The following is a 12,988-nucleotide window of genomic DNA, read 5'->3' as shown; positions in this document are numbered from 1 at the left end:
CTGCACCCTCCCGCTCAGCTCGCGAACTCCTCCGGCCGGTCGTGCTCGGCCAGCGAGAGCCGGACCCGCTCGATGTCGGCGTCCGACGGCAGCTCCGAGGTGACCGCGGCGATCGCCGTGCCGACGTCGACGCGGCTGGCCGGCAGCCCGCCCTCGGCGGCCAGGCGCGTCGCGACCTCGGCGACCTCCTCGTCGGAGAGCCGGCGGCGCAGCAGCGCGATCAGCGGCACGAAGTCCTGCTCGGGCAGCCCCGCGGGGTAGCCGGCGCGCAGCCAGCGGACGACGCGGGTGACGAGTCCGGCGCGCTCCGAGGCCGGGCGCTCCGGCTCGGCGAGCTCCTCCGGCCGGGCGAGCGGCCAGCCCGCGCTCGCGAGCCGTGCCGAGACCCGGACGAGGTCCTCGGGCAGCGCGGGGCCGAGGAGCGTCTCCTCGATGCGCTGGCGCATCCTCGCGGCGGAGAACTCCTCGCCGGCCGCGTCGGCGCGCACCGCGTCGGACAGCAGCTGGCGGACGACCTGCTCCAGCTCGTCGCGGGTCAGGCTGCGCTGGAGGAGGCCGAGCAGCGGAACGTAGTCGGTCTCCGGCACTCCGGAGGGGTAGCCCGCGCGGAGCCAGCTGACCACCCGGGCGACGACGCCGTCCGCGGGAGCGGGAGCCGCCGCGTCGGGCGCCGCCGGGTCGGTCGCCGCCATGGTCAGCCCTTGGGGACGAACGTCGGGAAGACGTGCTCGAAGCTCACGGCCTGGCCGAGGCCGGTCGCGATGATGATGCTCAGGCCCACCGCCACGGCGGCGACCACGATCACGAAGCAGAGCACGCCGAGCGCGCGGAGCAGCGGCGCGGGGAGGCCGGGAGCCTGCGCGGTCGAGGCCGCGGTTCCACTGGCTCCGTCACCGCCGGCGAGGGCGAACGAGCGGACGCCGACGGCGAAGAGCACGGGCAGGCCCGCGCCGAGGAGCACGGCGATGAGCGCCACCTGGCCGGCGGCACTGAAGAAGAGGGAGAGCACGGGTCGGTCCTTTCGAGTCGGTGCGGAGGGATCCGGGCTAGACGCCGGCGGTCTGCTTCGCTGCGGTGCCCGCGTCCGACCACTCGTCGTTGACGTTGTGCGCACCGATGCTGTCGCGGCGCGAGCGGACGTAGATGAAGATCGCGACGGCGACGAGGACGGCGGTCATCAGGATGCCGCCCCCGGCCCCGCCGACCAGGTGGCCGATCCACCACATCACGGCGCCCATCAGCGCGGCGGCGGGGAGCGTGATCACCCAGGCGATCACCATCCGCAGCGCGACGCGCCAGCGGACCTGCGCGCCGGGGCGGCCGACGCCGGAGCCGAGGATGGAGCCGGTCGCGACGTGCGTGGTCGAGAGGGCGAAGCCGAGGTGGCTGGAGGCGAGGATGACCGCGGCGGAGGCGCTCTCGGCGGCCATGCCCTGCGGGGTGTCGATCTCGACGAGGCCCTTGCCGACGGTGCGGATGATCCGCCAGCCGCCGATGTAGGTGCCGAGCGAGATGGCGAGCGCGCAGCTGAGCTTGACCCAGAACGGGACGGACTCGGTGTCGCTCCAGCCGCCGGCCGCGATGAGCGCCAGCGTGATGACGCCCATGGTCTTCTGCGCGTCGTTGGTGCCGTGCGCGAGCGAGACGAGCGAGGCGCTGCCGATCTGGCCGATCCGGAAGCCGCGGTGGATGCGGCGATCGGCGAGGTTGCCGATCACGCGGAAGACGAGCCAGGTGCCGATCGCGGCGACCGCGCCGGCGAGCACCGGCGACATCAGCGCGGGCAGGATCACCTTGCCGACGACGCCGTCGAGCTTCGAGCCGTCGCCGGCCCAGTTGACGCCGTTGAGGCCGAGGCCGGCGAGCGCCGAGCCGATCAGGCCGCCGAAGAGGGCGTGCGACGAGCTGGAGGGCAGACCGAGCAGCCAGGTGAGGAGGTTCCAGACGATGCCGCCGATGAGGCCGGCGAGCACGATCAGCAGGAGCGCCGAGCCGCCGCCCTCGAGCAGCGCCGGGTCGGGCGCGCCGGTGGAGTCCTGGATCTTGACGACCGCGTTGGTGACGGTCAGCGCCACCTCGATGCTGAGGAACGCGCCGACCAGATTGAGGACGGCGGAGAGCGTGACGGCCACCTTCGGCTTCAACGCGCCGGTCGCGATGGACGTGGCCATCGCGTTCGCCGTGTCGTGGAAGCCGTTGGTGAAATCGAACGCCAGAGCGGTGACGATGACGAGCGCGAGAAGGATGAAGGGATCCACGGAGGAGATCCTCCCGCCCGCGCAGGCCGCTCGGAAGGGTTCGCCGGGGCGTTCACCGGCTGTTCACCTCTCCGAGCGGCGCGCCGGGCTACCCTGTGCAGTTTCTCAGGGTAGGGGCGTCCCGCGGGGCTCGCTCAGTGCGAGGAGTGCGGCAGCGGGGGCGTGAGGTCCGGCACGTGCTCGGGGTCGGCGTCGGGCTCGGGCTGCTCCTCGGCCTGCTGCTCCTGGGCCTGCCCCTCCGGAGCCTGCTCCTGGTCCTGCTCGTCGTGCGCCGCGCTCGGCAGCGGCGGCGTGAAGTCGGGCGTGACCGACGGGTCGGCCGCGCCGACGGCGACGTGCTCGCGCTCGACCACGTGCTTGGGCGCGGAGGGCGCGCTCCGCTTATCGGCCTGGGCGGCCTTCTTCGCGGCCTTCTCCTGCTGGCGCTTCAGCTTGTCGGTCTGCTCGGCGAGCTTGCGGGCCTTCTTGCGCAGCTTCTTGCTGGAGTCGCGGACGGCGTCGTGGGCCGCGCGGACCGACTTCTCCGCCTTGGCCAGAGCCTTCTTCGCGCGCTTCTGCGCGGCCTTGTCGTCGGTCTTCTGCGACGACTTCTTCGAATCGGACTTCTTCTTCTGCGCCATGCCGGCTCCTCACACTCGTCGACCCGATCGGTCGTGGGTCCACCGTAGCGAGCGGGCACCGCACGGGGCCTGGGCAGAACGGCCGGCCGGGGAGTACAACTGCCGCATGACCGATGCGATCTCCCCGCGCGACTTCCGCGCCGCCCCCGGCACCGCCGACTGGCGGGTCGTCGGCGACGGCGCCCGCGCCTACTTCCGCACCGGCGACCGCGGGGCCGGCTCCTTCGCCGCGGGCGCCGCCCTGGTCGCCGCGATCGCCGTCCTCGCCGAGCAGGCCGGCCACCACCCCGACGTCGATCTGCGCTACGGCGGCGTCGGCGTGCGCCTGATCAGCCACGACGTCGGCGACATCAGCGAGCGCGACCTGGCCCTCGCCCGCGAGATCTCGGCCACCGCCCGCGCGCTCGGCCTCCCCGCCGAGCCGGCCGCGGTGCAGAGCCTGCAGATCGCGATCGACGCCGTCGACGTCGCCGCGGTCCGCGCCTTCTGGCGGGCCGTGCTCGGCTACTCCCCCGTCGAGGACGCCGACCTCGCCGATCCGCGCGCCCTCGGCCCGAACGTCTGGATCCAGAGCATCGAGGAGCCGCGCCCCGAGCGCAACACGATCCACCTCGACCTCTACCTGCCGCGCGATGCCGTCGACACCCGCCTCGCCGCGGCCCTCGCCGCCGGCGGCCGCCTCGTCGACGACTCGAACGCCCCGGAGTGGTGGACTCTCGCGGACCCGGAGGGCAACGAGGTCGACCTCGCGCCCTGGCGGGACGACAGCGAGTGGAGCGCGTGAGGCCGTGACCCGGCGAGCCTGGTGAGGCAGGCTGGAGTCATGGTCTTCACTCCCAACCACGGCGGCTACTCCGGCAGGCACGGGCTGCGCCGCCCGATGCGCGGCCCCAAGCGCGACCGCTGGATGTGGTGGCGCCTCGGCTCCGGCGTCGCCGCGACCGTCGCCGGCCTGATCGCCCTGCTGGTCTTCACGAGCGGCCGGTACTGATCGTGTCGCGCGAGAGGGTCACGGGCATCGGCGGCTTCTTCTTCGCCGCGCGCGACCCGGAGGCGCTGGCGCACTGGTACGCCGAGCACCTCGGCATCGACGAGGTGCCGATGGAGTACGGCGCCCCGTCGTGGCGCCAGGACGCCGGCAGCACCGTCCTCGCCCCGATGCCGGCCGGCTCCGAGCCGCTCGGCCCCGCCGGCTGGACCCTGAACCTCCGCGTGCACTCGCTCGACGCGCTCGTCGCCCAGCTCCGCGCCGCGGGCATCACCGTCGAGATCGACCCCGAGACCTACCCGAACGGCCGCTTCGCCGACCTGCACGACCCCGAGGGCAACCGCCTCCAGCTCTGGCAGCCGGCGGGCGCGGACGCCTAGCGTCTCGCAGTCGCAGGTGCGTCAGGCGCGGTCGTGGAGGGTGATCAGGTAGCCGTCCGGGTCGGCGAAGGTGAAGGTCAGGCCGAAGGGGCCCTCGGCGGGGGCCGACGCGATCGGGACGCCGGCGGCGGCGAGGGAGTCGTGCAGGGCGGCGACCTCGGTGGCGTGCAGCCAGAGGGCGACGCCGCGGCCGGGCTCGGCGGGGAGCTCGGTGCTCGGCGTCACGTCGCGGATCGCGAAGGGGATCGGCGCGGTGTCGAAGACGACGGCGTGCGGCGGGCCGGGGCGGCGGGAGATGCCGAGGCGGGTCTCGTAGAACTCGCCGGAGCGCTCGAGGTCGCGGACCTGGAGGGAGAGGAAGTCGGGGCCGGTGATCGCCATGGGAGCGCCTTTCGTCGGGGTCGGTGTCAGTTTCCTTACATGGAGCGTATGTCAGACTACTGACATGAGTCAACAGGGCGAGAACACGGCACGGATCGAGTTGGACACCTCCGTCGGCTACGTGCTGAAGGAGGCGTCGAGCGCCCTGCGCGTCGCGATGGAGGCGGCGCTGCGGCCGCTCGGGATCACGGTCACGGCCTACTCCTGCCTGGAGCTGCTGGCGCACCGGCCGGGGCTGTCCAGCTCCGAGCTGGCGCGGGGCGCGTTCGTGACCCGGCAGTCGATGCACGTGCTGCTGCAGTCGCTCGAGCGCGACGGTCACCTGATCCGGGCCGAGACGGCGCCGAGCGGCCGGGCGCTGCCGATCCGGCTCACGGCGTCCGGCGAGGAGCTCCTCGGCGAGGCGAGCGCGGCCGTCCGGGCGGTCGAGGAGCGCATGCTGACGGGGCTGGACGGGGCGCGGATCCGCGAGCTGCACGCCCTGCTCCGCCACTGCGCGGAGGCGCTCGCCTGAGCTCGAGGCATCGATACCGTGCACCGCTCGGCATTCTCCCAGTGGCGTTCCGGAGCTGCGCAGGTACTCTGGAGGGTCGCCGCGCGGTCCCCTGAGCCCCGGCTGACACCCCCCTGAGCACCACCTGCTAAGCGCTGCCGAGCGCTCCGCCGCCCCGACCCGCCCTGCCGCGCCCCCGTTCCCCCGCGGCGAACGACCCGGAAAACCACGACTGCATGCACCACTCCGACCACGCCCCGGCCCCCGTCTCCGCCGCGACCGCGCAGGCCCTCCCGACCCGCCGGCAGCTGCGCGAGCAGCGCGAGGCCGAGCAGGTCGCCGCGCGCAGCGTCGCCCGCACCGCCGCCGCCCGCACCGCCGCCGCGCGCAGCACGGCCCGGAGCACCGCCGTCCGCCGCCCCTCGACGCGCCGCGTGTCTGCCTTCGCCGCGATGACCTTCGTGGTCGGCCTGGCCGTCACCTCGACGATGCCTGCCTTCGCCGTCGGCGACACCCCGGAGTCCGCCGTCGCGACCGACACCGCGAACGCCGTCGCCGCAGCCCGCCCGCAGAGCTTCGTCGCCGCGGGCGTCGTGCAGCAGAGCGTGACCCGCGACGCCTTCGCCGCCGAGGCCAAGCCCGAGGTCCTCGTGCCCACCGCCTCGCTCGACGCGATCACCGCCGGCGCGGGCGAGTCGACCGCCGCGGCCGCCGGGGTCTCCGGCACCTGGGTGCTCCCGATCGCCGGCCACATCAGCAGCAGCTACGGCCCCCGCCCCGACCAGCCGGTCGCCGGCGTGAACCTCTTCCACAAGGGCACCGACCTCGCCGGCGCCTGCGGGACCCCGGTCCTCGCGGCGGCGAGCGGCACCGTCGAGGAGGCGGCCTACTCCGGCAGCTACGGCAACTGGATCCTGCTCGACAACGGCGGCGGCATCGAGACCGGCTACGCGCACAACACCGACCTGCTCGTCGACGTCGGGGACACCGTCGTCGCGGGCGAGGTCATCGCGACCCGCGGCTCGACCGGCGCCTCCACCGGCTGCCACCTGCACTTCGAGACCCGCGTCGACGGCGAGGCGGTCGACGCCGTGCCGTTCATGGCCGCGCTGGGCGTGCCGCTGGGCTAGAGCCGAGCCGGACTGCGCGTCAGCCCAGCGGCACGGTGCGCGGGCCGGTCGAGACCGCGCCGGACCAGTGGGCGTCGGCGGGGTCGGTCGTCACGGTGATGCGCGCGTCCTGGTCGACGGCGATCTCCATCGAGCCGGTGTTGCCGCCGCCGTTGCTCGTCGTCCGGGTGGTGCCCGGGTCGTAGACGCAGGACGAGCCGGTGGTCATCAGGCCCTCGACCTCGACGGTCACCTCGGCGTCGGCGGTGTCGCAGACGACCGAGACGGTCACGTGCAGCGGCTCGCCGGTGAGGCGCACGGTCTGCGGCTCGACCGCGCCGGTCTCGTCGACCCACTCGACGGCGGCGGTCGCCCCCTCGGGCAGCCGGACGGGTCCGATCGGGCGGTCGCCCGGCGAGGCCGAGGCCGAGGAGGCCGCGGGCGCCTCCGAGACGGTCGGCGTCGCCTCCGCTCCGCTCTCCGCCGGGGCGGTGCAGGCGGCCAGCGCCAGCCCGGTGAGGGCCAGCGCGGCCCCCGTCGTCATCGTTCTTCTCCTGCTCTTCACGGCTCCCCCTGCTCGTGTCGGCGGTCGTGCCGGTCCCTCCGGTCTACCCGAGGCGGCCGCCGAGCGGGACGGTCTCTGCGGCGGTTGCCAGGGACGCGGAGCACCGGACGCGGCGGTTCCGGGCATCGGATCCACGGAGCCCGCGCCCAGATTCCCGAATACCACTCGGTATATAGTGCACCTATGGATATCAGCAGCACCCGCTTCACCGATCGCGTCGTCCTCATCACCGGCGGCGGCTCCGGCCTCGGCCGCGCCACCGCTGTCCGCCTCGCCGCGGAGGGCGCGAAGCTCGCCCTCGTCGACGTCTCCGAGCAGGGACTCGCCGCGACCGTCGAGGCGCTCCCCGAGGGCACCGAATCGCTCACCGTGATCGCGGACGTGTCGAAGGCGTCCGACGTCGACGACTACGTCGCGCAGACCCTCGCCCGCTTCGGCCGCATCGACGGCTTCTTCAACAACGCCGGCATCGAGGGCCGCCAGAACCGCACCGAGGACTTCACCGCCGACGAGTTCGACAAGGTCGTCGCGATCAACCTCCGCGGCGTGTTCCTCGGCCTCGAGAAGGTACTCAAGGTGATGCGCGAGCAGGGCTCGGGCATGGTCGTCAACACCGCGAGCGTCGGCGGCATCACCGGCATCGGCAACCAGTCCGGCTACGCGGCCGCGAAGCACGGCGTCGTCGGCCTCACGCGCAACTCCGGCATCGAGTACGGGCAGTACGGCATCCGCATCAACGCGATCGCCCCGGGCGCCATCTGGACGCCGATGGTCGAGAACTCGATGAAGCAGCTCGACGCCGAGAACCCGCGCAAGGCCGCCGAGGAGTTCATCCAGGTGAACCCGACCAAGCGCTACGGCGAGGCCGCCGAGATCGCCTCGGTCGTCGCCTTCCTGCTCTCGGACGACGCCTCCTACATCAACGCGGTCGTGCTGCCGATCGACGGCGGGCAGTCGATCAAGTACTGAGCCCTCACCTCGAAGCCGTCGCGGCGCGAGAGGATGGTCGGATGAACCCCACCGGGCGCCTCCGCGCCGCGCGCGACACCCTGCTCGAGCACCGCACCGACGCGGCGGCCGCCACGGACGCCTTCCGCTGGCCGGACGTCGGCCCGCACTTCAACTGGGCCGTCGACTGGTTCGACGAGATCGCCATCGGCAACGAGAAGACCGCCCTCCGGATCGTCGAGGAGGACGGCTCGGAGACGAAGGTCTCCTTCGACGAGATGCGCTGGCGCTCCGACGAGGTCGCCGCCTGGCTGCACTCCGTCGGCGTCGAGCAGGGCGACCACGTGATGCTCATGCTCGGCAACCGGCTCGAGCTGTGGGAGTCGATGCTCGCGATCATGAAGCTCGGCGCGGTCATCCTGCCCACCACGACGCTCCTCTCCCCCGCGGACCTCGCCGACCGGCTCGAGCGCGGCGAGGTCGCGCACGTGATCGCGGACGCGACCGAGACCGCGAAGTTCGAGGGCCTCACGGAGGACGTCGGGCTGATCGCGGTGGGCGGCGCGGCGGGCGTGCCGGACGGCTGGCTCGACTACGCCGACTCGATCGAGGCCCCCGGCATCGCGCCGAGGGTCGTCGTCGACAGCACCGACGCCTGCCTGATCTACTTCACCTCGGGGACCACCTCGAAGCCGAAGATGGTCGTGCACACCCACGAGTCCTACCCGGTCGGGCACCTCAGCACGATGTACTGGCTCGGCGTGCAGCCGGGCGACGTGCACTCCGCGATCAGCTCGCCGGGTTGGGGCAAGCACGCCTGGAGCTGCTTCTTCGCGCCGTGGAACGCCGAGGCGACGGTCTTCGTCTACAACTACTCCCGGTTCTCGCCGGTCGCGCTGCGCGAGCAGCTGGACCGCGCGGGCGTCACCACTTTCTGCGCGCCGCCGACGGTCTGGCGGATGCTGATCCAGTCCGACCTCGGTGCCCGGCCGCGCGCGCTCAGCGAGATCCTCTCGGCCGGCGAGCCGCTGAACCCCGAGGTGATCGCGAAGGTCGAGCGCGACTGGGGCCTCACCATCCGCGACGGCTACGGCCAGACCGAGACCACGGCGATCATCGCCAACCCGCCCGGCGCCGAGGTCGTCTCCGGAGCGATGGGCCGGCCGCTGCCGGGTGTCGCGATCGCGCTGATCGACCCGGTGACCGGCGAGTCCTCCTCCACCGGCGAGATCTGCCTCGACCTGTCCACCGAGCCGGTCAACCTGATGTCCGGCTACCACGGCGACGACGAGCGCACCTCGCGCGCGCGGGCCGACGGCTACTTCCACACCGGGGACGTCGCCGTCCGCGCCGTCGACGGCACCATCACCTTCCTCGGTCGCACCGACGACATCTTCAAGTCCTCCGACTTCAAGATCTCGCCCTTCGAGGTCGAGAGCGTGCTGCTGCAGCACCCGGCCGTCGCCGAGTCCGCGGTCGTCCCGGCGCCCGACCCGACCCGGCACAGCGTGGTCAAGGCCTACGTCGCGCTGGCGGACGGCTGGGAGCCGACCGCCGAGACCGCCGCGGCGATCTTCCGCCACACCGACGAGCTGCTCTCCTCCTTCGAGCGGGTGCGCCGGATCGAGTTCCACGAGCTGCCCAAGACCATCTCGGGCAAGATCCGCCGCGTCGAGCTGCGCGAGCGCGAGGAGCAGGCCTTCGCCCGCGGCGAGGAGCTCGCGGCGGAGTGGCGGAGCGACCGGCTCTAGCGCCGGTGCTGCGTGCTCAGTCCTCCGTCGGGCGGCGGCGCTGCTGCTTCGTGGCGGAGCGCTGCTGCTTGCTCGCGAGGTGGCGGCGGCCGGAGCCGCGGGTGGGGCGGGTCGGCCGGCGCGGGGCGGCGGGCGGGGCGAGGGCCGCGCCGACGAGGTCACGGAGGGTCGTGAGGGCGACCTCGCGGTTGCGCAGCTGCGAGCGCTCCTGCGAGACCGTGACGGTGATCGCTCCGGAGACCAGGCGCTGGGCGAGCCGCTGGAGGAGGCGCTCCCGCTGGTCGTCCGTGAGCGCGGCGGACTCCGCGACGCTCCAGGTGAGCTGCACGCGGCTGTCGGAGGTGTTGACGTGCTGCCCGCCCGGGCCGGAGGAGCGGGAGAACCGCCACTGCAGCTCGGACGCGGGGATCGTCAGGCGCGCGGACACCTCGAGATCCGCACCCACCTCGACAGCCATGCGGCAAGCCTGGCACGCCGAGCGCCGTCAGGCCGAGGGCGGACGTCCCCCGCCCGCGCCGCCGCCGCCGCCGCCCGAGGGCACCGACCCGCCGGTCGGCTCCGTCGTCGTGTCGACGCGGACCGTGAGGGCGAAACGGTAGCCGGAGGTGGCGTCGCCGGTCGCGGTCGGCAGCTGCAGCTCGCCGCCGTCGTCGCCGAAGACGTTGTCGTCGTCGAGGCTCACCTGGGCGAGGTTCTCGCTCGAGCCCTCGTATCCGCTGAGCGCGTAGACCGCGGTGCAGGCGTCCTCGGGGACGGCCAGCTGCGAGGTCGCGATCGCGTTGCCGGAGTCGCTGATCGAGTCGACGTCGGGGTAGACCTCGAAGTGGATGTGCGGCCAGCGGCCGGAGTAGCAGGCCGGGAAGATCGAGGTGTAAGTGACCTCGCCGTTCGCGTCGGCGACCTGCACGCCGCGGAGATAGGTCTCCTCGGTGATGCCGTCGGAGTACATCGAGTAGCCGCCGGACGCGTCGCAGTGCCAGACGTAGACGGCGGCGTTCTCGAACGGGACGCCGCCGTTCGCGGTGTCGAGGATCGTCAGGGTGAAGGCGAGCGGCAGGCCGGCCGCGGTGGCGCCGCCGTCGATGCTCGAGCGGATGTCGCTGCGGACGATGCCGGAGTCGCTCAGCACGTCGGGGCCGTTCGAGCCGTCGCCGGGATAGGGACCGGCGGTCTCGTCGGGGATCTCGCCGGTGGTCGCGGCGGCGCTGCTGCTCGCGCTGCTCGTCGCGGTTCCGGAGGCGCTGCCCGCGACGGCCGAGCACGCGGCCAGCGCCGTGGTGGCGGCGCCGACCCCGATCAGGCCGAGCACGCGGCGCCGATCGAGCATCCGGCGGCTCAGCAGGGTGCCGACGTCGAAGGAGAGGCCCTGGTCGACGACCTCGTCGTCGGGGCGGACGAGGGCGCGGCCCTCGTAGCGGAGGCCGTCGGGGGTGCGGTCGGGCTCGGGGATGCGGGACATCGGGGGATCCTTGTCACTCGGGGGCTCGGGGAACCCCAGAGTGACCGGCGCGGCAGGCGGGAGCCTTTGCGTCGCCTATGAGCCTCCGATGTCAGGAGCCTCCGATGTCCCGGCGCGAACGCCGCCAGAAGGCCTTGAGCCGGTCGACCTGCCGGTCGGTCCACGCGTTCGACAGAGCGAAGGCCGCGGCGGCGGGATCGCCTCCGCTGCTGATCCGCTGGATCGCCTCGAGCGCCTGCTGGGCGGGGTCGCGGTCGTCGGGGACTTCGGGATCGTGACGCGACTCGGTCACGATGCGCTCTCCGGGTACGGCGTGCTCGCCGCCGGCCAGTCCGAGGCCAGCAGCTCGCCGCGCAGCCGGTGGTACTGCTGCACGGCGCTGAGCGAGTCGGTGCGGAACGCGATCGCGACGGCGGCGTCGCGCCAGTAGCCGTCCCAGCCGCTGTACTGCGCGAAGACGCGGGAGCCGATGCTCTCCAGCAGCGCCCAGGCCCGGTCGGCGGTCAGGTAGCCGGCGACGTAGGCGTAGCGGATCGCTCCGATCGTGCGCTCGGCGTCGCCGGCGAGCAGCAGCACGGGCGGGCGGCCGCCGACCGGCTGCGCGCGCTCGAGGAGGTGGAACTCGCTCTCGCCGGTGAGGGCCGCGATCCGGGAGCGCATCCGCTCGGCGTCCTCCGAGGCGGAGACCTCGGCGAAGCGCGTCGACAGCGGACCACGGGAGAGGACGTCGGCGACGAACAGCTCGACGTCCTCGGCGGAGGCGATGCGGAAGTCGCGGTCGAGCGCGCCGCGCTGCTCGGTGAGCGCGGGCATCGGCAGCTCCGGCCAGGGCGAGCCCTTGGCGCCGTCGGCGTAGCGGGCGCGCAGCTCGGCGGGCAGCTCGGCCCAGGTGGGCTGGAAGGCGAGCGAGGAGTTCCAGCCGCCGAAGGAGAAGTCGCTGACGGCGTCGAGGGCGAGCAGCTGCTGCTGGCGCAGGGTCGGCGCGGGCGTCCGCGCCTCGGCGCGGTAGGCGAGCTGCTGCCGGCGGGGCGCTCCGGCGTCGTGGATCTGGAAGGCGATCGACGCGAGGGCCAGCCCGAGGACGAGGCCGATGCCGAACGTGAAGATCGGCAGTCCGGTGCTGCCGCCCGCGCTCGCGAGACCGAGCACGAAGCCGACGATCCCGAGCGGAGCGGCGACGGCCGTGACCAGCAGGGCGCGACGGCCGATCCCGCCGCCGGGAGCGCGCCGGTGGGCGTCCGCGGCACGCGCGTAGCGCAGGCGGGAGCGCACGGGGAACTCGACGTCTCCCGGGTGATTCTGCAGCGGCACGATCGGCAGCCTAGACGGGCAGCGAGGACGCCGCGCGTGTGGTTGCCTGGGGGCATGAAGCTTGCCGAAGCACTCCTCGAGCGGGCCGATCTGCAGAAGCGGATCGAGGCCCTCCAGTCGCGGATCGTCGCGAACGCCTCCTATCAGGAGGGCGAGGAGCCGACGGAGGACCCGTCGGAGCTGCTGGCCGAGTGCCTGCGCGCGCTGGACGCGCTGGAGCGGCTGGTGACCGCGGTCAATCTGACGAACACGACGGCGACCACGCCCGACGGCGTGCGGCTGACCGCGGCGCTCGCCCGGCGCGAGGCGCTCCGGTCGCAGCACAGCATCGTCGTGCGCGCGACCGACGCGGCGGCGGGCGACCGCGGCTACCGACAGCTGCGCAGCGAGCTGCGGCGGCTGCCGGCGCTGCCGGTGCGCGAGCTGCGCGCCCGGGCCGACGTGCTCGCCCGTGAGCTGCGCGACCTGGACGCGGCGATCCAGCGCACCAACTGGGAGGTCGATCTGCTGCAGGAGTGAGCCGGAGCGCCCTGTGGGGCGCAGTCGGGCGGTGAGTCGGTAGGCGCACCGGAGCGAGCACACACCGTCGGGCCGGCGGTCAATCCGGCCCACTGTCACGCGGTGGGCAGCGTACGGCTCCGGCCATCACTCACAGCCCAGCACCGACGACCGGTGACCGCGCAGACAGGACATCTCATCACCACGTGCTGGCCGGGGCGCCGAGG

Annotated in this window: 18 protein-coding genes; 8 read left to right on the top strand and 10 right to left on the bottom strand. The window is 73.5% G+C overall.

The genetic code is table 11. From position 1 onward, the window contains the following. Positions 1-14: 14 nt before the first annotated feature. From C1I64_RS17605 to C1I64_RS20415, 4 genes are all read right to left on the bottom strand, one after another. Entirely contained in the window at positions 15-692 is a 678-nt protein-coding gene (locus tag C1I64_RS17605; RefSeq protein WP_127888116.1) for a DUF3349 domain-containing protein, read from the bottom strand. Between the two features lie 2 nt (positions 693-694). Beyond that, on the bottom strand, positions 695-1,009 hold the full coding sequence (locus C1I64_RS17600) for a hypothetical protein (RefSeq protein WP_123447502.1): 315 nt from the start codon (positions 1,007-1,009) through the stop codon (positions 695-697). A 37-nt stretch (positions 1,010-1,046) separates the two neighbouring features. Then, a complete protein-coding gene (locus tag C1I64_RS17595; protein ID WP_127888115.1) occupies positions 1,047-2,258 on the bottom strand; it encodes an inorganic phosphate transporter in 1,212 nt (403 codons plus the stop codon). A 134-nt stretch (positions 2,259-2,392) separates the two neighbouring features. Further along, positions 2,393-2,878, bottom strand: a complete 486-nt coding sequence (locus C1I64_RS20415; RefSeq protein WP_208645159.1) for a hypothetical protein — start codon at positions 2,876-2,878, stop codon at positions 2,393-2,395. Between the two features lie 106 nt (positions 2,879-2,984). Here C1I64_RS20415 and C1I64_RS17585 point away from each other — a divergent pair, with 106 nt between their 5' ends. From C1I64_RS17585 to C1I64_RS17580, 3 genes are read left to right on the top strand one after another with little or no spacing between them, the layout of a single operon-like run. Continuing rightward, positions 2,985-3,662 carry a VOC family protein gene (locus C1I64_RS17585; protein WP_127888114.1) on the top strand — a complete coding sequence of 226 codons (678 nt, stop codon included), beginning with the start codon at positions 2,985-2,987 and terminating at the stop codon, positions 3,660-3,662. 39 nt (positions 3,663-3,701) lie between these two features. After that, positions 3,702-3,869 (top strand): hypothetical protein, encoded by a 168-nt coding sequence (locus C1I64_RS20230; protein WP_164874583.1) that lies wholly within the window; start codon positions 3,702-3,704, stop codon positions 3,867-3,869. Between the two features lie 2 nt (positions 3,870-3,871). Further along, a complete protein-coding gene (locus C1I64_RS17580) occupies positions 3,872-4,246 on the top strand; it encodes a VOC family protein (RefSeq protein ID WP_127888113.1) in 375 nt (124 codons plus the stop codon). 21 nt (positions 4,247-4,267) lie between these two features. On the opposite strand, the gene C1I64_RS17575 is transcribed toward C1I64_RS17580, so the two are convergent. Further along, the gene (locus C1I64_RS17575; RefSeq protein WP_127888112.1) at positions 4,268-4,627 is read right to left on the bottom strand and encodes a VOC family protein; all 360 of its coding nucleotides are present in this window, start codon (positions 4,625-4,627) and stop codon (positions 4,268-4,270) included. A gap of 64 nt (positions 4,628-4,691) precedes the next feature. On the opposite strand from C1I64_RS17575, the gene C1I64_RS17570 reads away from it, so the two are divergent. Together C1I64_RS17570 and C1I64_RS17565 are read left to right on the top strand one after the other, a co-directional pair. Continuing rightward, on the top strand, positions 4,692-5,141 hold the full coding sequence (locus tag C1I64_RS17570) for a MarR family winged helix-turn-helix transcriptional regulator (RefSeq protein ID WP_127888111.1): 450 nt from the start codon (positions 4,692-4,694) through the stop codon (positions 5,139-5,141). A 215-nt stretch (positions 5,142-5,356) separates the two neighbouring features. Continuing rightward, entirely contained in the window at positions 5,357-6,250 is an 894-nt protein-coding gene (locus C1I64_RS17565) for a M23 family metallopeptidase (RefSeq protein ID WP_123447495.1), read from the top strand. 19 nt (positions 6,251-6,269) lie between these two features. On the opposite strand, the gene C1I64_RS17560 is transcribed toward C1I64_RS17565, so the two are convergent. Then, positions 6,270-6,773: a hypothetical protein gene (locus tag C1I64_RS17560; protein ID WP_127888110.1), complete on the bottom strand. Its 504-nt coding sequence runs from the start codon at positions 6,771-6,773 to the stop codon at positions 6,270-6,272. A 204-nt stretch (positions 6,774-6,977) separates the two neighbouring features. Here C1I64_RS17560 and C1I64_RS17555 point away from each other — a divergent pair, with 204 nt between their 5' ends. Both C1I64_RS17555 and C1I64_RS17550 read left to right on the top strand, forming a co-directional pair. After that, positions 6,978-7,763: a glucose 1-dehydrogenase gene (locus tag C1I64_RS17555; RefSeq protein ID WP_123734567.1), complete on the top strand. Its 786-nt coding sequence runs from the start codon at positions 6,978-6,980 to the stop codon at positions 7,761-7,763. 41 nt (positions 7,764-7,804) lie between these two features. Beyond that, a complete protein-coding gene (locus tag C1I64_RS17550; RefSeq protein WP_127888109.1) occupies positions 7,805-9,493 on the top strand; it encodes an AMP-binding protein in 1,689 nt (562 codons plus the stop codon). Positions 9,494-9,509: 16 nt separating this feature from the next. Here the strand turns inward: C1I64_RS17550 and arfB are convergent, their stop codons facing one another. The 4 genes from arfB to C1I64_RS17530 all read right to left on the bottom strand — a co-directional run bounded on the left by arfB (position 9,510) and on the right by C1I64_RS17530 (position 12,263). Further along, positions 9,510-9,950, bottom strand: a complete 441-nt coding sequence (arfB, locus tag C1I64_RS17545; protein WP_127888108.1) for an alternative ribosome rescue aminoacyl-tRNA hydrolase ArfB — start codon at positions 9,948-9,950, stop codon at positions 9,510-9,512. A gap of 27 nt (positions 9,951-9,977) precedes the next feature. Then, complete coding sequence (locus C1I64_RS17540) at positions 9,978-10,952, bottom strand: intradiol ring-cleavage dioxygenase (RefSeq protein ID WP_127888107.1); 975 nt, start codon at positions 10,950-10,952, stop codon at positions 9,978-9,980. Between the two features lie 91 nt (positions 10,953-11,043). After that, positions 11,044-11,244 carry a hypothetical protein gene (locus C1I64_RS17535; RefSeq protein WP_127888106.1) on the bottom strand — a complete coding sequence of 67 codons (201 nt, stop codon included), beginning with the start codon at positions 11,242-11,244 and terminating at the stop codon, positions 11,044-11,046. Next, on the bottom strand, positions 11,241-12,263 hold the full coding sequence (locus C1I64_RS17530; RefSeq protein ID WP_127888105.1) for a DUF1266 domain-containing protein: 1,023 nt from the start codon (positions 12,261-12,263) through the stop codon (positions 11,241-11,243). Before C1I64_RS17530 ends, C1I64_RS17535 begins: the two co-directional genes overlap by 4 nt. 54 nt (positions 12,264-12,317) lie before the next feature. Here C1I64_RS17530 and C1I64_RS17525 point away from each other — a divergent pair, with 54 nt between their 5' ends. Next, the gene (locus C1I64_RS17525) at positions 12,318-12,782 is read left to right on the top strand and encodes a DIP1984 family protein (RefSeq protein WP_127888104.1); all 465 of its coding nucleotides are present in this window, start codon (positions 12,318-12,320) and stop codon (positions 12,780-12,782) included. The last annotated feature ends 206 nt before the right edge of the window (positions 12,783-12,988 follow it).

Source organism: Rathayibacter festucae DSM 15932 (genome assembly GCF_004011135.1).
Taxonomy (GTDB): Bacteria; Actinomycetota; Actinomycetes; order Actinomycetales; family Microbacteriaceae; genus Rathayibacter; species Rathayibacter festucae.
The sequence above is the reverse complement of the archived record's forward strand: the minus strand, read 5'-3'. Positions and strand labels throughout refer to the sequence as shown.